Source organism: Photobacterium carnosum, assembly GCF_002849605.1.
Taxonomy (GTDB): domain Bacteria; phylum Pseudomonadota; class Gammaproteobacteria; order Enterobacterales; family Vibrionaceae; genus Photobacterium; species Photobacterium carnosum.
Window position 1 is genome coordinate 17488 of sequence record NZ_NPIB01000002.1, and the last position, 20854, is coordinate 38341.

Here is a 20854-nt window from a genome sequence, read left to right on the forward strand (position 1 = left end):
AACAATACGGATAAAGGCAGCGAGTTATGCTAGGTAGAAACCATATAATTTTTGGATGTACAGGGTGGCTTGTTGCATCCAAGTTGATTCCTAACTATGTCCCTGATATTCAGACAACAACAGGTGCTTTTTCGTTTGCGTTCGTTGCTATCGGTTCTTTACTTCCTGATGTTGACTGCCCTAATTCAATAATAGGACGTAAGTTGCCAAGGGTATCGAAATTATTAGCATCAATGCAAGGCGATTTATCACACGGTCAGGCGTTTAGGCATAGTCGAGGGATCACACATACTGTATGGGTGTGGCTGGTGGCTTATATGTTGTTTTTAAATTTGAATTGTTCAATAGTGAGCGTGTCAATAATGGTGCTTGCCGTAACATTTGGAGCATGTTCACATTTACTAGGTGATGCGTTTACAACAAGTGGTGTTAGGCTTTTTTGGCCCATTCCGTTAAGGATAAGAACACCATTTTATTTTAACACTGGAACAATATCTGAGTATCTAATGACGTATTCGCTGTCATTGCTCGGTGTATTATATTATTTGGGATTTATTTAGTGGAACTAGACTCTAACAATTTTACGGGCGTAATACCTTGTCTTATGTCGTCGTTTGAATACGATACTGACAGTATGTTGGTTAGTTGCCTACCAGTTGATATCGTTCACCTATTTAGCTCAGTAAGCAACGAGTTTTCAGATGATGGCGTGAAGTTTTTTTTTAATACTACCGATTCGCATTTAATGATAGATATTGGAGGCGTTGGAGTTACATTTTTGGTGGTTAGTATTGAAAATGAAAAGTGGACTAGAGCCGACCCGTCAACATCATTTATTATAAAGTCTAGGGTTAAATTAAATAAAGTAATTGCAAAATCAATGATAATTGTTGATAGTTCATTACCTTGTGATTGTATACCATATTATTTAGCTAATGAGCTTAATAGAACCTTTGAGGGTTGTAGATTTTATGTCAGTGGTGATTATCTTGCCATTGAATGCGATTTATACATTACACATGGTGTTATGGCATTAAATGTCATGGATGTTATTGTTTATTATATAAATGTAGTAAAAACACTTAATTCAGAACAGTCTAAGAGTATAAAAAAATGAACAAATTGGAATTGGTAGAAAAAATCGCACATGATGCAGATGTATCAAAGACTGCGGCATCACGAGTTTTGGATTGTTTTATTGAAACGGTAACCGAAACCTTAAAGAATGGTGATTCGGTTGCGCTTATTGGTTTTGGTACGTTTAAGGTTAATCATCGCGCTGCACGTGTAGGCCGTAACCCCAAAACAGGTGAGCCGCTTCAAATTTCTGAAGCGAACATTCCTGCATTTTCTGCTGGTAAAACATTAAAAGATCGCGTAAAGTCAGTTTAGTTTTGAATGTAACTGATTAATTTTAGTTAATATTTGATGCTACCAAAGCCACGAAAATAGTCGAGCCAGTCTCGGCTATTTTTTTTGCGCTTAATAAATTAGCCTATAATTTTTGCGGTTAGGTTATGACGAAATATCACGAAGCCCTTGTTAATTACCAGTTCGGTAAATAATGAGGTTTTTTTATAAGTGTTATTTGCTGATTTGATGTTTTATTTATTATCTTTTGATCTTACTACTGCGCTTTCAACGGATGCTGTATATAATGCCTTTTATTGAATTATCATTGATTTTTAGGCAGTGAATTATGAAAATGAAAGTTTTATCACTTGCCGTTATCGCAGCACTATTAACGGGCTGTGGTGGTGGTGGTGATGAGGGTAAATCATCTAGTGGCAGTAATATCGTAAAACCAAAGCCTCAGATTGAATTGCCGTTGTTGAAAATGGCGAATTTAAAGGTATCAGAACCAAAAGAAGGGACATCAACTTTTAATTTTAAAATCTCTCTGACTAAACCCGCAATTAAAGACGTAACGTTTAAATATGAATCGTTTGATGTATCAGCTAGTCACCGTTTACTGGAAAATCAATATATAAATAAACACATTTCTGATATTAATCGCAATGAAGAAAATCTTGATTATGTTCGAGTTGTGGGTTCTGGCACGATCAAAAAAGGCGAGCAGTTTTTTAGTATCCCATTTGTTGTAATGGCTGATACCGTTCACGAACGCCCTGAATCATTTGCCTTAAAAATCACTGAACTTTCTAATGCTAAATTCTATAAGGGTCATGATCAGGGCGAAGTTGTGATCGCTGATGTCGATAAAGAACCGGTAATTTCTATTGGTGATACAAAGGACACCTTAATAGCTGAAGGTAATACAATTAACATCCCGGTATCTATGTCTTCTCCAAGTGCTCGTGGGGTTAAACTGTATTTTTCTTTGACTGGTGATGCGGCAATCCATAAGGACTATGAGATCTTAACATCGAGTCCAATAATCTTCGGTGATAATGGTGATACATCTGCCCTTATTAAAATCCATGTGCTAAAGGATTTTACATTAGAAGATAAAGAATCATTAAAACTCGAACTGATCAGCGCAACTGAAGCAACCATTAATCGTAAGGCTAATACGAAGAATATAACTATAGCTTCAGATAAAGCACTTAATGATACCGGCGTGACAACTTTTTTTGTTGAGCGCGGAGTTGATGAACTGCCAAATTCTAATTATCAAGAATCGTATGGGCAATCATCGTATGGCTATAACGACGCTGATTTTGGGCGAGATGCAGAACAACCTAACAATCAGGATGGATGGGCAGGGTATCAACTCGACGCTATTGATAGTAGCGGTAACATTGCAGGCATGGATGAAGTGCCTCGTTGTGTTCGAGACAATGTAACGGGACTTTTGTGGGAGCGGCTTGGTGAAACAACATTACTATCTAGTCATGTTGCAGGTATAGACGAAGCACTGAATGAACAGCGATACGGAAAAACTCCTGAAGACAAAGAACAAGCGAGTCAAAAAGTTAATGCTGCAGATGAAAAGTTATTTAATGATGGCTTAAATTGGCAATCAAAGAGTTACCAATATTTATGGCATGATGGGAATGCTAAAACTAATGGTGGAGAACCGGGAGAATTACTAAGTGTCGCAACTCTTAAAAAAGTAAACGGTTTTAAAGCCAATAATATGTGTACGTTCCCATCAAATATACATGAAAATAAACTTACTATCCCAACAGCCAATGTAACTGCGTGTACAGCACAGGCTAAGGCCGAGTATGCCACCCATTACAACCTCTGTGGTGCAAAGAGTTGGCGACTACCAACGATCAGTGAACTGATAAATCATCACAATTACAGCGCAGTAGTACCAACATCCATTCCTAATTATCCGATTAATAAGAATGAGAGTAATAATGGCGTTGTCGATCATTTTGGCAATAATGTGCTTTTAGTTAATCCTGTTATTAAAGATGGAAATATTGAAAATCAGGATGTTATTAATTTAGATCCGTCAGTAAGTAACAAGCAACGAGAGGCTCTTTATTTAAGTTCGTCAACGGTAGCGAATGCTCCAGGTTCAGTGTGGTGCATGGGCGCATTAACTGGCGAAGTTAAGATGTGCAAGAAGAAAGAAGCTCATAGTGTTATTTTAGTTTCGGATGATATTACAAATGATTAGTGATCAGTTAAAACTTGCAATGATTATGGGAATGGTTGCGTTATCAGGCAATGCGTTTGCATTAGAATGTAATCCTAATTTAGTGGCATCGTATGGTGAGAGCCAATTCATCGATAACTATGATGGTACAGTAGACGATGTGACGAATAAGTTGCGTTGGGCAAAGTGTGCCGTTGGGCAAAAGTATAACAAAGAATCAAATTCATGTTCTGGTGTGTCTGAGGCATTCCATACGCTAAAACAAGCTACGTCGGCAGCTATTAAATTTGGTATTACTTACCCCCAAGATGATTGCAGTAATATTGGTGATGTGTGTTGGCGAATTCCTAATATCAAGGAATTATCAACGCTTATCGAGCGTAAGTGTTACAGCCCTGCAGTTGGTGAAGTGTTTAAAGACACTCCATCGCTACCATTTATGACTAATACCCCTGACGTGTCAGCCTATGACCAGAGCTTTGTTAATGATATCGCTTTTTTTACTGACAAAGATGGCAATAGCGAAGGTCGGTTAAGAATTATTAATTTTACGGATGGATCTGAAGTATTAACTAATATCAATATGGAGCAAATTGCGCTTCGTATGGTTAAAAAGATCCCCGATTAAAAGAATTGGTTGCAGCCAATAAAACAAAAAGCATTACCACTTACAATGGTAATGCTTTTTTTATGCACATTTTCTGTGGATAAGTATTGTATTAATTAGAATCGCCACTCATCCGTAATGGACTTACGATAAATGCGCGTTTCAGGTGGAATTGCGTTTTTATTAAGGACCATAGTAGTAGGAGAGTAGAACGATTGTATTTTTCCGTCATTAAACAATGACACGGGCAAATTTGAAGAAAGAGTAAAGCCATTTAGAGTGATAATCGATGCTGGCGTAAAAGAAGCAATAGCCCCGTTAGGCCAAAAGACTAAATCTCTTTTAATTGTAATCCCCATAGCTTGTGTTGGTCTTGATAATGACACTCCAATTTTTTGATTAACCCGATAGAAAACACTTCCTTCTGGTATTTGAATATCATGAAATAACAACGTACCAATAGTTTTATTACCTGAGTGTGGATGTGTTAGCGATTGGTGACACTCGGTGCTAATTTTGTGAGTATTTTTTTCTAAACAGAGCTTTACTGTAGGGAAATCTTGATTATGTAGAGCACAGTATAGTCTAATATCAGTTGCGCAGTGTTGGTATACGTGTGTTGATTCGTAGTATGTAGGATCATTAATTTTTCGCATAGCATTTGACTTAATGACCGCTATTCGATTTTGGTCGAAAATGAGATTTTCAGGAGTAAGAGGATGTCCTTGATTTAACTTCTGCAATTGTTTTTGAGCGAGTTGACGTTGCTTTAGTGTGGCAATATCTGCATCAGAAGTTTGAATTGGTGATGAAAATTCATTTTGCCATGCAGCTATTTGTTCGTTATTAAATGAGGCGTAAGAGGGGATTGGTAAGGCTGTAATGGTCAGTAATAGTAGATGTAATGATTTCAATTTTTATATCCTGAAAGGAATTGCACGAAATTGTACAATTCCTTTTTATCATTAACATTAATGAAGATAATTATAGATTATTTGTTTTTTTTACGTAATGGCTGAACTTCATCAATGAAATTAGTAAGATCGTTAACAGAAACACCTTCACTTTTAATTAATTCTAAAATATCTTTAAGTTTTTGATCTTTAGCATTCTTCTCTTTTTCAAGTATCGCTTCAGCTTTTTTTTGTTCTTCAAGAATTGTTGATAGGCCTTTTATTATCTTGGCTAATTCATCAGCGGAAGAACCAGCAAAAAACAGACGTAATGCGCGCATTTTTGTTAGGGTTTCAGCGGTGATTTTAATAGGTAAATCATCTTTCTTATTTGTCATGAATTATTTGCCTTTATTTGTATTTGAACAGATTTAACAACCAAAAACACAATTATCATTTTGGTTTAATTTGGTATATTAAATGGTAACCGTTTATCAAGCAATCTCAAATAAATGATCATTTAAATCTTGTCATCTTAGAGCGAGAGTAATTATTTGAGATTATTTTTTTTGTTGGCGCGGGTTTTTCTTTTGGAATGATATCAGGTTGTTTTGTACTGTGAAGTTTCGGCATAGTGATATTTTGCGGTGTTTTATATGATGTTGTTACCCCATCATTTGTTGTGATTGATGCCGACGGTATTCTGCCAAACGTGTTTGCAAGTTTAACTATAAAATCAAACATTCCAGTTTCTTTTGCGACAATTGCAAAAGCTATTCTATCACGTTCAAACTGTTCAATTGCAGTAAGGGTATGATGTATGTTCTTATTTTTTGGCGGTTGGCTCATTTTAAATTGAATCCTGTGCCTGATTTTTTTGCCCTCTGATAGTATTTATGCATTAACGTTTGTAAATACTTCATTTTATGTGAGGGTGTTTTTGAATGGTAATGGCCAACAGCGTTAATTATCGATTCGCCTGTTTTTAGTTCTGAAATTCTTAGCTCAAGAATTCTAGCTGCTACATCAATATTTAGACTGGTATTGTTGGCGAGTTTCATCCAATTAACGTCTTGGTACTCTTGCTTAAAGAAGACTTCATTAAATTGAATAGTATTAATCTGTGCAACACCAAGATCCCAACTTTGGCCGTTATTTTTTTTAACCATACCCTCATTGCCATGTTCAACATCAAGAATCGCAAGTAATAAATACTTGTCGATATGATGTTTTAAAGCAGCTGCATCAACGTACTTTTCTATTTGAACTTGAGATATTGGGTGCCCTGCAGTTTCATATTGTTGAGGTATATCGACGTAGTATGCCATTAGCGATCTATCTCTACGTATTTAACGCCGTGTACTCGGATAACGATAGAATAAATAAAGAATGGCATTGGACATAGAGCTATCCATGCAAGAAGGTTTGTTTGAATACTAGAAAGGATTGTTTCATTATCAAAGCCGTTGAGATTCGATGCGATAAAGCTGACTATATAAACCAATATGCAAACAACGGCCGTTTGACCAGTCGAAAAACTACGACTACGTAGAATTCCAGAGAGTAGGATGCAATGTAGTCCTGCTATGGAAATATATAGAAAAGCAAATGGTGTATGTGTTATGGCAGCGATAATATAAGAAATTGCCAGTGCTATACTGGTTTCAATGCCAAAAATGACATTTCTTTTTTTTATTCCAGTGTTAGTTTCTTTTATTTCCATAACTTTTCTCCGGCATTAATGTATTATTGTTCAAGTCTTACAATATTAACATTTAGCGTGAAAATGATGAATGATAAAAACGAGAGAAAAACCCTCGCTAAGTTATTCATAGCTCAAGTATCAGCAGTAATAGAGCTTTTAAACCCACGAGGGCGTAAAAACGAAAATAAGAGAGTACGAATAAGCCTGCGTACTCATAAGGAAGTTAACTTAAAACCAACTGCGAATAAAAACCTAGAGAAGAGAACTTTTGTAGGTGAGCTAAAGAATAAATTAAAGCGAGTTCATGTGGGTATATGGGTTACATTACTGTTTGGTCTTGTGACTATAATTCGTATGGATGATGTAGTTCATGTTTATCGATGGATCAAAGTACAATCATACGAGTTAATGGCTGGTGGACAGCCAACCATGTCAACCGACCCTATTGGAGTTTTTGACCGAACGTACATAGCATACAGTAGTAAATATAAAGATTTACCCAAAGAGGATTTGACCCCTTTGGTCTTTGATTCTATTACTCGTTACAAACTTGATGCTCTACGCTTTACTGCGGCGTTTGGGTTTGAAGAAGGGACGTCGTATGCGGATAACTATTGTCGATTGAGCACTGAAGGGGGGTTGTTAAGATCTACTGGCGGGGTTGTTGATGATAATTATATTTTAGTTCTGACCTGTGATGGTCGAGATCCTAAGGTGTTGATAGGAGCTAAATTGATTGCTCTCCCTCCAGATATCAATCAAATACTAACACCTGCTGATTACTATCTGTATTACAAACAGTGATAACAAAAACGCCAGAGAATTGAAATTCTAATAACTGGCGTTTTTGTGTTATTTACAAGGTTCGGTGTTCACCGTTAACGATCAGTTGATTGTTATCTAAGTGAATATCCGTATCAAGACGATTATTAACTACTTTAATAAAGTCCATCTGGATAAGTTTACTTATTACTGGTTGCGGGATGATTGCTGTTTTTTGCACAAAATTCGCAGGAAGTGATGCTGTAAAATGAATATCAACTCCCGCAATAGCCGCTAATGGATCTTTGGTGATTAACTGGGCTGCTGATGGATTTATCTGCATTGTTAGTTTACTGCTAATTTCACCGTCATCATTATCTAAATGTAATGAAAGATTATCAACATTCATTCCCGCTTTAACTAATTCAGTCGCAGATTGTTTTAAACGCGCCTGGTCTGCAGCAGTAGTATTGATAGACTGATCGTAAGCGGATAACAATTCTTTTAATTTTAGCCCTGAAATTCCAGATAATGATATTTCAGCATTAATGTTTTTATTATTCGTATCTACCATTAAGAATTTTTCAGCAGTAAGTGAACCGGTTAATGATAGAGGATAATTTACCTGCTTATCTTTCTTGACATCATCAATGTCACTTACTGTTTTGGGCTCATTACCTAAGTTGTATGTTACTAATAATTTCTGCAAATCAATAACAGGAAGTATGCGGTAATCATTAGTCTCTGTGGCTAGGGTAATAGTATCAACATCAAGACGTCCACTATCAATAGATTCAATGGGTGTCGTCGTTTGTATTAATCCATCAGGAACATAAATACGACTAAATTTTACATTTTCAATGTTTAGTAAAGATCCATCTTTATTATGAGGTGTGGGTACCCGAATTTGTTTTAGTTGAGTGAGGGTGTGTGTTATTTTCCCATCATAGCCACCAAAATCATACGTCAACCCATTGATGATCGCCCCTGTATTAGAAATGGTATCGCTGAATACGATCTTAGTATCATACTTTATTTGAACAGCGTTACTTGAATGGTCCGAATCTGAATAAGTTGTATGAATGGCAATGGGTAAGTCTAAACTGCCATCAGTAGCGTTACGTTCGTAATTTGATGGTGCGCCATTTTTGAATTTAAGCTGATTACGTTGAATGTAATCACTTAGCAGTTTTGCACTATCCCCCAGTAATTGTAAGTGCGTATCCGCAGATGAAGTGCCGAATTTAGTGGTAGCAATAGCTGTGATATAAGGTGGGACGTTTGGAATATTAGCACTAATTTCTGGGAACTTATTTGTTGCGATCACTATTTTGGATTTGATTTCAACTGAAGCTAAACCGTAAGCGCTAGAAACCTTTTCAATGTTAACGCCATTAATGTTTGTTAGGTTCTCATCCATCCATTTGTTTACTTGGTGACTGATAAAAAGTGATGTTCCACCGACAACGATAGCGCCTGAGATAAAACAGCTAACAGCTGTGCGCATAAAAATTTGTGCTGTAGACATTTTTTTTTTATTACTGTTATCTTTTTGCTGCTTATTTTCCATGATTTAATCCATTTTTTGTTCATGCATTACAAATTATATAAATAATCATACTACAATATTAACGTATAGCGTTATAGTATGGTTTTCTGTAATGCAATTACGATATTAATCATATAGGAATAGACGAAGTGTCAAACAATAAAGAACAAGAAACTCAAAAGAAAACAGTATTAGAATTACCTGAAAATAATGCAGTGCAACCTTGGTACAAGTGGAATGTTAGCAAAGGTAAATATATGCTCGGTCTTTTGATCGCTATCTCAGCATTTGGCGTATACATGCAACGTCCATCAGTAGAACTAAATATGGATGCCCGTGGTGTGGGTGCCTATGTACGTTGTTCCGGCTCTATGAATGGCGACTCAATTGATATCGGTTCGTGTCGTACCTATTTTGAAGCGTACCTACCTGTTCGCATTAAAAAAACCAACAATTTACCACGAATTGTACCGATTGAAATGATTGCTAATACTTATAAGTTAGCAAATGAAATGATCATCGACCAAGGTAAGGTTCCATTAAAACCATTAGGTGAAATGACGCAAGGTAAAATTATCATTGCTAAAGATGGCTCTGTAATTGCTAACCCTGTGAAAGATGTAACTGCTGATAATCTATTAAAAGAAAATACTAAAACTACGGTAGTTGCTAATAAGTAATACATCTAAAGCTTATCCATGTTGTGTGGGTAAGCTTTTATTTATTACATTAGGGATAAAATAATGCTTGATATTATTACGGGGCACCCAATCACCTTTTCTATCTGTGCTCTTGCCGTTATCAAATTACTGTATGATGAATTGATGGTGCGGGTAAAAGGCGAGCACTTACCTAAATGTCCTAAATGTAAAAAGCCAATGATTACGAAAGTAGCCAAGCAAGGTAAACATATAGGTAAACCGTTTTGGGGATGTGTCGATTACAGAAAAACTGGGTGTGATGGTTTTCGAACTAAGGGACTGTTTGATAAGGATGAAGTATCACTAACCGAAATTGAATATCAAAAAAAGTTAAGAAAAAATGATAATAAATAAAAAACACTTGGCTGGTGTGGCTGCTGTTACGTTACTTGCTGGTGGCATGGTTTTATATTTAAATCAACCGAACGCAGTACCTTTTTTTGGTTCTTTGCCGACAAATGGCTTGGAAGCAAAAGCGTTTACGATCCCTGTTCATGGGTATAGTATTTTTGACCAAACTTTATTGAGGGCTATTCAAACTCACGAGGTTGAACAGTTTAATCGTGCTCTGTCAGTAGCATTTAATGATAATGCCCAAATTTATCTTGAAAGTAATTCAATTCAGCGTTTCCAAGCGGTAAAACAAGCAGTGATAAAGCGTGGGGTTTTATCCGCTGATAGTGATGTTGTAAAAAATATCGATTGGCTAATTAAGGCTCTTGAGCTAAGAAAACAAGAATTTCCTAAATTTCAAATGGCCTTAAAGCACGAGATTGAATTAACTAATGCTGACGATATTCGTCGCTATAAGAAAATCACTAATCAACTGAGTGATTATAAGGCACGTCGTGATGCCAAGCATAAGCTATTAGCTGAAGCTACATCAAGGCATGACCATGATGGTATTAAGATTGATAAACTGATTAATACACTCAACGATAAGATCAATGATCGCTTATCCGCGAACGGTATTAAACAACGGAATATATTGAACGTTACCAGTTTTCTAACCCAGTTATCGTTAAGTATAAAGTCAGAGTACCATCGTGGGGTAATAATTGAACTGCCATATTTAAAGATTAATGATACTGGTAAGTTGTTCGTTACTGACAATAAAAATGAATTATCTATTGCAAAACCTTTAGTCACCGATTTTTTAGCACAGCATAATAAAGAAATTGTGAATTATAAGGCCAGTGAATTAGATTTGCAGATGCAACGTGAACAGATGTCCTCGTTTTTTGATGAGGCAAAAGTTCGTTATGGTAAATATCCTGTTGAATTGAAAAGTGACTTAAAAATCATCAAAGCAACCATCCGAGATAATACGGGTGGTGTTTACGATGTTACTACTGAACAAATAGAGTTCAAGCCGAGCTATTTAATTTCAAATAAGTGGCAAGCATACTTGGCTAAGATGGGCGTCTCTAATAAGCAGTTAGTAACGTTTGCTGAACGGGCTAATATCATCGTTGCGGTTGATAATAAATTATCAATGGCGGCAGCTGCAGATGCTAGACCTGCAAAAGTTCAAAGTGATGGCTCGGTGGTAGTACCTAATCATGCACTTAATGGTAAAGGTGTCGTTATAGTCGGAATTTCAGGTAACTCAAACACGCCATGGAAAGCAAGGTTATTTAAGTTAGATAAGAATGGAAAATTATCAAAGACCCCTACATGGTCAGCAAGTTTAAGTGTTCCTTATTATCAATCAGATTTAAGCAGACCAATTTATAATATTAGCAAATATATATCTTAACGAGGTGCCTTGCTGTAATGCGACTACGAAATCACGATAGCCAAATTGGTGTCGTGATTTTTTATTTATATAGATAACGCTGATCGTTGAAAGTGAAGTTAGTAGTGGTTAATATGTGTTTTTTAATTTGAATGCGGGTTTATCTTAATGTTATGAATGATTTAACATTTTCCATCTTTGAATCTATGAAAAGTAAGAGAGCTAATAGACACGAAAGGGTATCTAAAAGCACAGATCAAAAAGTGTATAAATCCACGTACTATCAATGCAATAGGTCGGACGAGCGTTATTTAATCATAGATGCTATTGAGTGGTGCCTAACTACTGCATCTAGAGTTACATTCTTTAATTTGAATAGCCATATTAACCGTATTTATAAGCATGAGTGCTGTGGTTATGTGGACACCGATAAATGTGCAAGGTTCGTTTGGGATGTGCGTTCATTAGGAAGTGATGCGTTAAAGAGTAAGCAAGGAGAACTAAAAGCCATGCAGAAAGCTGTTGCTTAACGTCAAAATAAAAATTATTAGCAATATCTGAATGGAATATTTTTATTGTAAGCGGGAAATGATAAAGCCTGTGCTTACATGTGAGCTTCGTAATGTTACCTTACAGTTTTTATGTTTAATAACTGATTTTGAAATCATAGTTTTAATTGTTATTAACAAACAATATTAATGGTATCTTACGTAATAAATGTTTAACGTTTGGTGTTTTAGTGGACGATTTAATTGTTGTTAACAGAAAGTTGGATATGTTGGATGCGCCCATTAAAGAGGGGAAGGATCCAGATGTAGTGTCTCCTTGTAGCACCACACTTAACCCTGAATCGCTTGAGCGTAAACAGGCTCTATTAGATGTAGAACGCACACTTATTGGCTTTGTTGAGGTTGCTAACAGTCTGTTTCAGGTGGGAGCAAGAGTTGTTTATTTTGATAAATTTAACAATAAAGAAAGTGCGCTTTCGAAGTTAGTTGAAGTGTACGTCGCAAAGCGATATTCACACATTAATTTCAGTGATGATGATATTGAACACCTGATTGATAATATCATTCAGGTGTCGATGATTGATATTTCAAAATTAAGATTATCGTCACACATTCTCACTCAACTTTGTCAACATGGCCACTGTGATCCCTCGTTTCAATAGTTGGGTTAGCGACGATATATTGAAGTTATATAGCGTCGCTTCTTTGATGGTATAGCTACCAACCTTAAGTAAAAGCCCATGCTATAAGCGGATCTAGTTCTGTGGTGTTAGAGTTAGCATTTAATTGTAGCTCACTTACGACACTTCCCATGTACTTTAAATCCCCAATATGCCCATTTACATATTTAGCACCAAATAAAAATTGATGAACACTTTCACCGTCTGCTGTACTCCAATTACGAACATCTAAACACTCAAACATACCCTTAGCAAAATCATTACCCTGTCGAACAGCCTCTAGTATGGCATTGGTTTGTAGCCAGTCATTAAGCTTTGCCTTTTCACGTTTAGTTATTCGTTTAGATAGCTTTGGAAATGGTGATGTAATTGATTTGCTGAGAGTAACGAACTGATCTCCAGCATTAATTGGTATTAGCATTAGAAGCCCATAATGGAGGTTATATGATGCATCCATCGTACTATGGGTATTTACCTGCGCAATAAACGTTAAGCATTGATAGTGTGGTAATATTGCTGGTAGGTTAAATACTATTGGATGTTTGAAATAATGAACTATGGGTTATGGTTAGAACAACAAGGCGATTTAGAACGCTATAAAAATTCACCTGTTTGTAAAGTCGCTGAAGATTGGGGCTATGCCATATTAACGATTATTCGAGGAATGGGGGTTAAGGGAAATCATCGAGAATACCAGTTAATGCGAAGGATCATCTGTCGTGATGAATTACCGTTGTTACTTGATAACGCCAAAAAATACGCATGTTCATCAGAGCCGTTTAAAGCTGCACTTGAAAAAATCAAAAAAATTAGCAAATACCATCCTGATTACCTAAAAAAAATCATGTGTGCACCAATGCTCGATGAGCCTATTACTATCGAAGTAATAGAAGGGGCAAGCGTTTGTTATATCGTGACTTCAGCCTGTACAGAAAATATTTAATCTTTTTTGCTGGTGGATTATGAATTCATATTTTAGGTGATGGCCACAACAAGTTTTCACATACGCCTAACAACGATAAATATCGTAAGGAAATGACTACATTGTAAGTAAAATACGACAAAAATTAGACATCAACCAATTTGATTAAATGGGATAAATGACATTTAGCTTAATATGCAGATTGTTGATTTGATAGATGTTATTATTAATATACCCATCTAAATTCAATAATTAATACCGCTAATGCTAACGAGACCAAAGATGATAGTCGCGCAGCAAAATCGTTGAGTTACTCTAATTGAAACGTGAAGTAACTCTAACTACATTCAGGTATCACTTAGAGTTACTTGTAATATTTAATTTATAGGATAATTTTTTATGCAAGAACAATTGAAAGACTTAAAGCAAGTGTTCAATAAGTGTGAAGATATCTTCGATAACTATCGACCTCGTGCTGGGCAAAAACGTATGTGCTTTGAGTTTGTAAAGCAGTTGAATGAACCACATGAGACTGTAACTATTTGTGAAGCTGGAACTGGAACAGGGAAGTCATTAGCATATCTAGCAGCAGCAATAACCTATGCCGTAAATAATAAAAAGACGGTTATTATCAGTACCGGTACTATCGCCCTCCAAAAACAATTATTAAAGAAAGATATTCCGCTACTTTCTCGCCTTTACAACAAAAAATTTAGCTATGCGTTAGCACAAGGTCGAGCCCAATACGTTTGTCTTGATAAACTTTCTGACGCGATAGGTAAGGGTGGTACCCAAAGCTTCTTATTTTCAAATGATAGCGAAGAATCGCAAATGTTAGAAAAAATGCATAGGGACTACAATAGCGGTCTTTGGAACGGTGAAAAAGAATCATATTCAAATACGATACCTAGTGAAGTATGGGCCACAATAGTTAGCGATAAGCATAAATGTCAATCAAGGTTTGAAAGTCATCGTGAATGCCCGTTTCATAAGGCGAGACGTGGAATGAAGGATAAGACTGTAATCCTTGTGAATCATAACCTACTGCTGAGTGACCTAAATCTAAGTTGCGGTGGGGGCGTTATTTTGCCGTCAATTAGTGAGTGCGTATTAGTTATCGATGAGGCTCACGACCTTCCTGATATTGCTCGTTCAGCATCAGAAGGGGTGTTTTCCATTGCGTCCTTTACAAGTCTTGCTGAATCGTTAGTTAAAGCAGCTAAAAGGCATTCAATAAATGAATCGCAACTTCGGCTAAACGATAAATTCAATAAAATTTTCGACCTTACCAGTAGTTGCGTCGATAGCGTAACGTCCTTAAAAGCATATCTTCAAGCCAATCACGATACTTTTTTTAAAGATAACATTTATGTTCTTCGTGCATTCTGTGAAAATCTAGCCTCGTTTATAGACAACGCCCTAAAGGATTTTAGACGATTAAAAAAATTGGTTAATGAAATAATCAATGTCTATAAAAAAATAATTGATGATGGTGATCCGTTGACCCCAAATCAAGAAACTATCTATGGCGATTATACATTCCATATTAATTGGATAAAAACTGCTGAATATGTGTTGTTTACTATGTTAGGTAAAGATAATTTTGATGAAATGGCTAAGTGGATTGATAGCAAAGGTCGCGGTGATACCTATACGCTATCTGTCGTACCGATAGAGGCAAGAGGAATATTACAAAATCTATTGTGGGATTATACCTCGGATGTGCTTCTGTGCTCGGCTACATTAAGTAGCGTCGGATCTTTCCAGTTATTTAAATCAGAGTCAGGCTATCCTGATCACGCAAAAGTATTCAGAGTAGATTCGCCATTTGATTATTCGAAAAGCACTTTATGCATTCCTGTAATAGAGGTTGAACCAGGTGACCAAGAAGAATATACCCAATATCTCATTGATAATTTATTCGAAAAGTACATAACAGATCAAGCCGCAAACCTCGTCCTATTCTCATCGTATTGGCAGATGAATAAAGTCTTTGATGGGGTTAAGCGTAAAGCTAAGAAGAAAGGCTTTATCCTGCAGCAACAAGGTAATTCTCCTAAGCAAACAATGCTAGATAAGCACTCGAAGTTATTAAAGGAAGGTAAGAAGAGCGTCTTATTTGGTACAAGCAGTTTCTCGTTCGGTCTAGATTTGGCTGGTGACCTATTAACGAACTTAATCATCACAAAAATTCCATTTTCTTCTCCTACCGATATCGTTGCAATTAGGCATTCTGAAATTCTGAAATCTCAGGGGAGAAATCCGTTCTTTGAACTTACGCTACCACAAGCTAGCAGGGCTCTTGTTCAGGCTGTCGGACGGTTAATTAGAACAGAAATGGACAGTGGGACAGTCACAATTCTTGATTCCAGATTGAATACTAAAGCCTATGGTAAGCAAATTATTAAATCGTTACCTCCGTTTAAGCGCGGTTAGGCAAGGATTTTTTTGCCCATATGCTATAGACTTTTTATGCAATCAGTCGTCTAATTTAGTGAGGTTGTAGGTCACTTATAAGTAAATGCTACAACACATATCTATAATATTATTAATAGGGTTATGTTATGTCTTATGGGAAGTTAGCAGCAGGAGCGGTCGCATTATTAGCTGCGACGGGAATTGGTTATTGTTTTGGTGGCGAAAAGTTTAAAAAAGAAGAAGAACGATCAGATTATAAATCAGGTTATAACAACGGAAAAGCCGAAAACATAAATAGTGTAAAAACAGCTAACGATAATGCAGATAAGGCAATAAAGGCAAACGAAGAGTACGTTTATCATCAAAACCAAATTATAGCATTGATCACTATTGGAACGGCTGTAGCTGGTTGTAAACAAATTCCAATCCCTACAAATATATTCACTGATATATCTCAGGCAGCTGGTGGGCTTTCTGTCTCTAATGCATCACAAGAGACAAGAAAAAAGGCTGAGTCATTAATGAAGCGTCCAGTATCAATACGTAGCGCAATATCAGTGGCGAATCGTGCAGGGCTATCAAAAAGTCAGTGCATTGAAATGATTGAAGTTGCAATGTCAATTGATGGTAAGCCAAATGATAAGCAATATGCGTTTCGTAATGAATGGAGCAAGGTTGCATGAATTATTTAGAGAGAAAACAGTGTCGTAAACAATGGGCTGATAAACGTTCTGTTGTTTCTCAAGCAAGTATTGATTCTTTGCATGAAGATTCATTGCGTGATAATTCGCAGATAGAATTGATTAAGCCAATTGAGATCACTCATGGCGTCAACGATTCAAAATTACTAATTACAATGTTATCAGATCAGTTTAATGGTCAACGATTAGAACAATTATTTATAGACGTTAAGCGTGATGTAATTGCTTCAATTGTACCGCTAGGCATGGGGTCTAAGTTGGCTAAACATGATCAGCTCGGTGGTAATGTAGATACAACATATAATGTCAGGAAAAAGATTTACGCTACTGAAGACGCAGAAAAAGCGTATGACCAGAGAGAGAAATATGATTCTGATGACTATCATAATCGCAGTAAAAAATACAATAAAAAACAAAGAGTTGGTAATGCTGAAGCCGATAATTGTACATTAATTGATGAATCGACGGGGCAGTTATTTGAACGAGGGAAAGATGGGAAAATCCATAAATCACTTGATCATACTATACCAGCGTCAACAATACATGATGATCGTGCCGCTAATTTAGCTGAAATGGATACCGTGGATCTTGCAAATACTGATGAGAATCTTCAGTTCATAAACCCAAAGGTCAACTCGACAAAAAATGCTCAATCTAATGCAGAATATGTTGCTAACATCGATAAGAAAATAAAAGAAAAAGAGGTGCGTATAAGTCGGTTAGAAGCAAAAGATACCTTATCAGATCAAGAACAACGTGAATTGGCCAATGCTAAAGTTTACGTAGAAGATAATGGAAAAATTAATAAACAACGTATGTTAGAAGCCGAAAAGGAAGCTCAGGAAGCTATTGATAACAAGGTTGATGAAACATACTATAAATCAGATAAGTTTCGTAAAAACAGTATAGCCGCTGCTACAAACACAGCAAAAAGAGCGGGTGTGACTGCAGCTTTAGGCCGAGTTTTAACTTTGTTTATGAGTGGCCTTATTGATGAAGTTATCGACTGTTGGAAAAATGGTAAAGAAACTGACTCAAATATCAAAGAACTTAGGGTTCGTATTGGACGCATTGTTAATCAATGTACTTTGGAATGGAAATCAATTATAGGTGTAGGCTTAGGAGCCGCAGCCTCCGGCTTCTTTTCTGAATTAGCGACTATTTTCATTAATACCTTTGCAACCACAACAAAACGAACGGTAACGTTAATTCGAGAGGGCGGATTTTCTCTATTACGTGCACTAAAGTTGATCCTTTCTCCACCTGAAGGTATGACGCTTATTGAGGCTACTCATGAGGCGACAAAAATATTTGCAGCAGGAATGATTGCAGCATCAGGTATTTTAGTTCAAAACATGTTAGAGACGTATTTTAAGGCGGTGTTACCGTATGGTTCTGAATTAATATCGACAATAATAATTGGCGCGTTGATAGCCATTACGTCTTGCTTAGTAGTGTACATAATCGATAAAGCTGATTTTTTCAAAGTTACCAATAACAAAAAGCAAGATTTTGTAACCAATGCTTTAGAAGATCTTCTTACTAATGAAATGGAAAGGACTAAGCAATTATCGATTAAATAGGTTGTTTTTACCTTACGATGGAATACCCGATAATTGGGGTTATCGGGTATTAAGTTGTTGATTTATATCGAATTTACACACTACCAATCTAAAACCCCCTCTAACCCGCCCTGCCTAAGTAAGATGACGAAGGATTTCTGGCGGTAAATTTAGCTCCCCTCCAGTAAGATCCGCCCGTTTAATCGCAGCAAAAATCTCAGCAGCCGTTTTGGTTTTTTGTAGATCGTGGTAATTACTCAGTGAAAAACATTTCGAATGGCCACCAGTATCGTCGGTCCAAAAAACAGCGTAAGTCGGGTACGTTTTTTTTTGCTGATTTTTAGTTATATAAGTATGATTTTGCGCATGACAATATACCCCAAACTTATCGCTTCGACGAAATGCGTTTATTTTCCCTCTCTTTACTAAGTCCCATCGTTTAATTCCCCAGGAATCGATGGCATTAATAAATTGCCAATATTTTGCTTCATCAAGTGTATGTTCACCATATTTATTTGAGTTGAATTGTCGAGAAAGATGATGACCACCGGGCAAAGGGATAGTGACTCGCACACTACCTGTTGGTTTAGAGTTTACTATGCGATATTCGTCGCTTAGATCTAATTCACTCGGTATATATGGTTTAATTGCCTCGTGATTTTTGAAACTTAACGTATAACATCTATAATGTTGCGCGAGAAATGCGCCCCATTCACTTTCAAGAACCTTATTACAAAACGTCTCTGCAGCTTCATAAGTAGAAACGACGCGTGATGTGTGATGAGTGTCTGGATGTTGAATATAGCAAAGATATTCGTTAGTTTTGTTTATTGTTTGTATTTCCGTTATACATCGATGGGTTTTTAATTGTTGAGCATGTTCTACACGATTGGTCGAGACCATCTCCCATTCGTCTTTAGTCCATCGTTCTAGCCCTATCTCATTAAAGCGAATACGAGCATCTTCGATTGCTGATTTAAGTGATGTTTTGATATCAACACAAGAAATTCTGTTATCACGATAATTTTTAACGTTCGGCATCGGGGCCGTGATCATGATCGTCTTAGTTTTTTTAAGGATGTTTATATATCGATGCATAATTAACTCAAAGTCCATGTTGAACTAAACAATATATATTAATATTGTAGTAGCTCAATTATAGTTATTGTATGTACATGACTGTTTGATGCTTTTTTGTGCTTTTTTGTGTTTTTATAAAAGTTTATCGAGAATGGTATGAGTAAATATCAACAATTAGAAAATTTAGAATGTGGTTGGAAATGGAATTATTTGACCAATAAGATACTTACTGGGTGTAATGTTACTAAATGGATTGATAGCAGTGAGATTGAATCTTCAGTAGCAAAATTAAAGGCAATGGAGAGCGAGCCTGTCAATGTTCTAGATTGGATTATAGGTAATCTAAATCAAGAGCATGAACGAAAGCTAAATCAAGCCATACGAGCCAAGAGAAAACGACATTTCAATGCTGAACAACGGCACACAAAGAAAAAATCAGTTGATTTGGATTATGCTGTTTGGCAAAAACTGAGCGAAAGATCGCAAAGCCTTGGTGCTACCCTATCAGAAACCATAGAATTACTTATAGAAGATAAAGATACCGGTTCGCTATAGTTTTAATTCCTGATATTTATTTTAATTCGCTTACAATGTTAACATATTACGTTATCAGGTTATTGAACGAGATTAACTGTGACAAGTTATTTAAGGAACAGCATCATTGCTGCTTATGTGTCGAGCTTTATTTTAGGTTTGATGAATATTGGCAACCAGAATTTAACGTTAGTTGTATTTGTTTTAAATTTTGTAATGGCACTTCTTTTAATCGTCGTATGTGCAAAACGACGTAATGAGTATGATATTGGGAGTCTGCATTTATTTAATGTAACCCGCTTACTAATTAAGGCATTGTCGTATCAGGCTTTGATTTTGTTAATGATGGGCATATCATTTGGGATATACAGCATAATGAGAGCTTGTGGTGCTCATGATGGCGGTTTAGATATGTTTAACATGGTTGTGAGCAAGTTAACTTTGCTCTACTTCATGATTGTTAATTTGTATTGCCTATGTTTTCTTTCTGGGACAGGTCTTTACCGGTTGTTCCATATGATCCCACCAGGTGTTTAACGTGAACTTTTTAGAGAAAATTAAAGCCTACTATATTTATTTAGCTGCCTATCTGCTATCTGTTTTTCTTACAGGACGATTAACGGACCTGCTTTTCTTTAAATATGGAAGCTCATATTTATTTATAATCTTGGCAGTTATTCCCATAGGTGTAAATTTTACAATTGCCAAAGAAAATATATTGGCCGCAATTCCAGCTTCGTTATGCTGTGTTTTTGTGTGTGCGTACTCATTTGACCATGGTGATTATAATCACTACTCATTGTATGTGGACTACATAGGATTGAGTTCGTGTGCCCTCGTCGCCTTTTTGTTTATGCGCTTAATTTATAAAAAAGGTCGTAAATTTGGCTTCTTCCGTAGAAAAATCAGTGAGTAGTTG

The 20854-nt window shown here is 36.3% G+C and carries 24 protein-coding genes; 16 read left to right on the forward strand and 8 right to left on the reverse strand.

Features of this window, described 5'->3' with window-relative positions:
- Positions 1-26 precede the first annotated feature (26 nt).
- From CIK00_RS02780 to CIK00_RS02800, 5 genes are all read left to right on the forward strand, one after another.
- A complete protein-coding gene (locus tag CIK00_RS02780) occupies positions 27-560 on the forward strand; it encodes a metal-dependent hydrolase (protein ID WP_101767408.1) in 534 nt (177 codons plus the stop codon).
- Complete coding sequence (locus CIK00_RS02785; RefSeq protein WP_101767409.1) at positions 560-1117, forward strand: hypothetical protein; 558 nt, start codon at positions 560-562, stop codon at positions 1115-1117. The genes CIK00_RS02780 and CIK00_RS02785 overlap by 1 nt, the downstream gene beginning before the upstream one ends.
- Entirely contained in the window at positions 1114-1392 is a 279-nt protein-coding gene (locus tag CIK00_RS02790) for an HU family DNA-binding protein (RefSeq protein ID WP_101767410.1), read from the forward strand. Before CIK00_RS02785 ends, CIK00_RS02790 begins: the two co-directional genes overlap by 4 nt.
- Positions 1393-1699: 307 nt before the next feature.
- Positions 1700-3595, forward strand: coding sequence for an Lcl domain-containing protein (locus CIK00_RS02795; protein ID WP_101767411.1), 1896 nt, complete (start codon positions 1700-1702; stop codon positions 3593-3595).
- Complete coding sequence (locus CIK00_RS02800; RefSeq protein WP_167388497.1) at positions 3588-4202, forward strand: Lcl C-terminal domain-containing protein; 615 nt, start codon at positions 3588-3590, stop codon at positions 4200-4202. Before CIK00_RS02795 ends, CIK00_RS02800 begins: the two co-directional genes overlap by 8 nt.
- A gap of 95 nt (positions 4203-4297) precedes the next feature.
- Here the strand turns inward: CIK00_RS02800 and CIK00_RS02805 are convergent, their stop codons facing one another.
- The 5 genes from CIK00_RS02805 to CIK00_RS02825 all read right to left on the reverse strand — a co-directional run bounded on the left by CIK00_RS02805 (position 4298) and on the right by CIK00_RS02825 (position 6797).
- Positions 4298-5095, reverse strand: coding sequence for a hypothetical protein (locus CIK00_RS02805; protein ID WP_101767413.1), 798 nt, complete (start codon positions 5093-5095; stop codon positions 4298-4300).
- Positions 5096-5172: 77 nt separating this feature from the next.
- The gene (locus tag CIK00_RS02810; RefSeq protein WP_101767414.1) at positions 5173-5472 is read right to left on the reverse strand and encodes an H-NS family histone-like protein; all 300 of its coding nucleotides are present in this window, start codon (positions 5470-5472) and stop codon (positions 5173-5175) included.
- Between the two features lie 118 nt (positions 5473-5590).
- Positions 5591-5923 (reverse strand): hypothetical protein, encoded by a 333-nt coding sequence (locus CIK00_RS02815; RefSeq protein WP_101767415.1) that lies wholly within the window; start codon positions 5921-5923, stop codon positions 5591-5593.
- Positions 5920-6402: a lytic transglycosylase domain-containing protein gene (locus CIK00_RS02820; RefSeq protein WP_101767416.1), complete on the reverse strand. Its 483-nt coding sequence runs from the start codon at positions 6400-6402 to the stop codon at positions 5920-5922. Before CIK00_RS02820 ends, CIK00_RS02815 begins: the two co-directional genes overlap by 4 nt.
- The gene (locus tag CIK00_RS02825; protein WP_101767417.1) at positions 6402-6797 is read right to left on the reverse strand and encodes a hypothetical protein; all 396 of its coding nucleotides are present in this window, start codon (positions 6795-6797) and stop codon (positions 6402-6404) included. The genes CIK00_RS02820 and CIK00_RS02825 overlap by 1 nt, the downstream gene beginning before the upstream one ends.
- 63 nt (positions 6798-6860) lie before the next feature.
- Between CIK00_RS02825 and CIK00_RS02830 the strand changes: the two genes are divergently transcribed.
- Positions 6861-7583 carry a hypothetical protein gene (locus tag CIK00_RS02830; RefSeq protein ID WP_101767418.1) on the forward strand — a complete coding sequence of 241 codons (723 nt, stop codon included), beginning with the start codon at positions 6861-6863 and terminating at the stop codon, positions 7581-7583.
- Positions 7584-7635: 52 nt separating this feature from the next.
- Here the strand turns inward: CIK00_RS02830 and CIK00_RS02835 are convergent, their stop codons facing one another.
- A complete protein-coding gene (locus tag CIK00_RS02835; RefSeq protein ID WP_101767419.1) occupies positions 7636-9111 on the reverse strand; it encodes a DUF945 family protein in 1476 nt (491 codons plus the stop codon).
- Between the two features lie 128 nt (positions 9112-9239).
- Between CIK00_RS02835 and CIK00_RS02840 the strand changes: the two genes are divergently transcribed.
- From CIK00_RS02840 to CIK00_RS02860, 4 genes are all read left to right on the forward strand, one after another.
- Positions 9240-9770, forward strand: a complete 531-nt coding sequence (locus tag CIK00_RS02840) for a hypothetical protein (RefSeq protein WP_101767420.1) — start codon at positions 9240-9242, stop codon at positions 9768-9770.
- A 63-nt stretch (positions 9771-9833) separates the two neighbouring features.
- Positions 9834-10145 carry a hypothetical protein gene (locus CIK00_RS02845; RefSeq protein ID WP_101767421.1) on the forward strand — a complete coding sequence of 104 codons (312 nt, stop codon included), beginning with the start codon at positions 9834-9836 and terminating at the stop codon, positions 10143-10145.
- Positions 10132-11550, forward strand: coding sequence for a hypothetical protein (locus tag CIK00_RS02850; protein WP_101767422.1), 1419 nt, complete (start codon positions 10132-10134; stop codon positions 11548-11550). Before CIK00_RS02845 ends, CIK00_RS02850 begins: the two co-directional genes overlap by 14 nt.
- A 718-nt stretch (positions 11551-12268) precedes the next feature.
- Complete coding sequence (locus CIK00_RS02860) at positions 12269-12700, forward strand: hypothetical protein (protein WP_144043132.1); 432 nt, start codon at positions 12269-12271, stop codon at positions 12698-12700.
- A gap of 64 nt (positions 12701-12764) precedes the next feature.
- On the opposite strand, the gene CIK00_RS02865 is transcribed toward CIK00_RS02860, so the two are convergent.
- A complete protein-coding gene (locus tag CIK00_RS02865; RefSeq protein ID WP_101767425.1) occupies positions 12765-13139 on the reverse strand; it encodes a hypothetical protein in 375 nt (124 codons plus the stop codon).
- Positions 13140-13268: 129 nt separating this feature from the next.
- Here CIK00_RS02865 and CIK00_RS02870 point away from each other — a divergent pair, with 129 nt between their 5' ends.
- The 4 genes from CIK00_RS02870 (at position 13269) to CIK00_RS02885 (ending at position 18342) form a co-directional block, all read left to right on the forward strand.
- Positions 13269-13661: a hypothetical protein gene (locus CIK00_RS02870; protein WP_101767426.1), complete on the forward strand. Its 393-nt coding sequence runs from the start codon at positions 13269-13271 to the stop codon at positions 13659-13661.
- Positions 13662-14039: 378 nt separating this feature from the next.
- Positions 14040-16076 (forward strand): ATP-dependent DNA helicase DinG, encoded by a 2037-nt coding sequence (gene dinG / locus CIK00_RS02875; RefSeq protein ID WP_101767427.1) that lies wholly within the window; start codon positions 14040-14042, stop codon positions 16074-16076.
- A gap of 128 nt (positions 16077-16204) precedes the next feature.
- Positions 16205-16741 (forward strand): hypothetical protein, encoded by a 537-nt coding sequence (locus CIK00_RS02880; RefSeq protein ID WP_101767428.1) that lies wholly within the window; start codon positions 16205-16207, stop codon positions 16739-16741.
- On the forward strand, positions 16738-18342 hold the full coding sequence (locus tag CIK00_RS02885; RefSeq protein WP_101767429.1) for a hypothetical protein: 1605 nt from the start codon (positions 16738-16740) through the stop codon (positions 18340-18342). Before CIK00_RS02880 ends, CIK00_RS02885 begins: the two co-directional genes overlap by 4 nt.
- Positions 18343-18456: 114 nt before the next feature.
- On the opposite strand, the gene CIK00_RS02890 is transcribed toward CIK00_RS02885, so the two are convergent.
- On the reverse strand, positions 18457-19419 hold the full coding sequence (locus CIK00_RS02890) for a hypothetical protein (protein ID WP_101767430.1): 963 nt from the start codon (positions 19417-19419) through the stop codon (positions 18457-18459).
- Positions 19420-19557: 138 nt separating this feature from the next.
- Here CIK00_RS02890 and CIK00_RS02895 point away from each other — a divergent pair, with 138 nt between their 5' ends.
- A complete protein-coding gene (locus tag CIK00_RS02895) occupies positions 19558-19956 on the forward strand; it encodes a Ter macrodomain-binding protein MatP (RefSeq protein WP_101767431.1) in 399 nt (132 codons plus the stop codon).
- Between the two features lie 78 nt (positions 19957-20034).
- Complete coding sequence (locus CIK00_RS02900) at positions 20035-20472, forward strand: hypothetical protein (protein ID WP_101767432.1); 438 nt, start codon at positions 20035-20037, stop codon at positions 20470-20472.
- Positions 20473-20854: the final 382 nt, after the last annotated feature.

What these genes read in the sequence shown, in the direction of transcription:
- CIK00_RS02850 (WP_101767422.1), top strand. Translation starts at nt 10,132, where the DNA reads ATGATAATAAATAAAAAACACTTGGCTGGTGTGGCTGCTGTTACGTTA.
- CIK00_RS02810 (WP_101767414.1), bottom strand. Translation starts at nt 5,472, where the DNA reads ATGACAAATAAGAAAGATGATTTACCTATTAAAATCACCGCTGAAACC.
- CIK00_RS02820 (WP_101767416.1), bottom strand. Translation starts at nt 6,402, where the DNA reads ATGGCATACTACGTCGATATACCTCAACAATATGAAACTGCAGGGCAC.
- CIK00_RS02780 (WP_101767408.1), top strand. Translation starts at nt 27, where the DNA reads ATGCTAGGTAGAAACCATATAATTTTTGGATGTACAGGGTGGCTTGTT.
- CIK00_RS02795 (WP_101767411.1), top strand. Translation starts at nt 1,700, where the DNA reads ATGAAAATGAAAGTTTTATCACTTGCCGTTATCGCAGCACTATTAACG.
- CIK00_RS02885 (WP_101767429.1), top strand. Translation starts at nt 16,738, where the DNA reads ATGAATTATTTAGAGAGAAAACAGTGTCGTAAACAATGGGCTGATAAA.
- CIK00_RS02845 (WP_101767421.1), top strand. Translation starts at nt 9,834, where the DNA reads ATGCTTGATATTATTACGGGGCACCCAATCACCTTTTCTATCTGTGCT.
- CIK00_RS02825 (WP_101767417.1), bottom strand. Translation starts at nt 6,797, where the DNA reads ATGGAAATAAAAGAAACTAACACTGGAATAAAAAAAAGAAATGTCATT.
- CIK00_RS02790 (WP_101767410.1), top strand. Translation starts at nt 1,114, where the DNA reads ATGAACAAATTGGAATTGGTAGAAAAAATCGCACATGATGCAGATGTA.
- dinG (WP_101767427.1), top strand. Translation starts at nt 14,040, where the DNA reads ATGCAAGAACAATTGAAAGACTTAAAGCAAGTGTTCAATAAGTGTGAA.
- CIK00_RS02870 (WP_101767426.1), top strand. Translation starts at nt 13,269, where the DNA reads ATGAACTATGGGTTATGGTTAGAACAACAAGGCGATTTAGAACGCTAT.
- CIK00_RS02800 (WP_167388497.1), top strand. Translation starts at nt 3,588, where the DNA reads ATGATTAGTGATCAGTTAAAACTTGCAATGATTATGGGAATGGTTGCG.
- CIK00_RS02890 (WP_101767430.1), bottom strand. Translation starts at nt 19,419, where the DNA reads ATGCATCGATATATAAACATCCTTAAAAAAACTAAGACGATCATGATC.
- CIK00_RS02880 (WP_101767428.1), top strand. Translation starts at nt 16,205, where the DNA reads ATGTCTTATGGGAAGTTAGCAGCAGGAGCGGTCGCATTATTAGCTGCG.
- CIK00_RS02815 (WP_101767415.1), bottom strand. Translation starts at nt 5,923, where the DNA reads ATGAGCCAACCGCCAAAAAATAAGAACATACATCATACCCTTACTGCA.
- CIK00_RS02895 (WP_101767431.1), top strand. Translation starts at nt 19,558, where the DNA reads ATGAGTAAATATCAACAATTAGAAAATTTAGAATGTGGTTGGAAATGG.
- CIK00_RS02835 (WP_101767419.1), bottom strand. Translation starts at nt 9,111, where the DNA reads ATGGAAAATAAGCAGCAAAAAGATAACAGTAATAAAAAAAAAATGTCT.
- CIK00_RS02830 (WP_101767418.1), top strand. Translation starts at nt 6,861, where the DNA reads ATGATGAATGATAAAAACGAGAGAAAAACCCTCGCTAAGTTATTCATA.
- CIK00_RS02865 (WP_101767425.1), bottom strand. Translation starts at nt 13,139, where the DNA reads ATGCTAATACCAATTAATGCTGGAGATCAGTTCGTTACTCTCAGCAAA.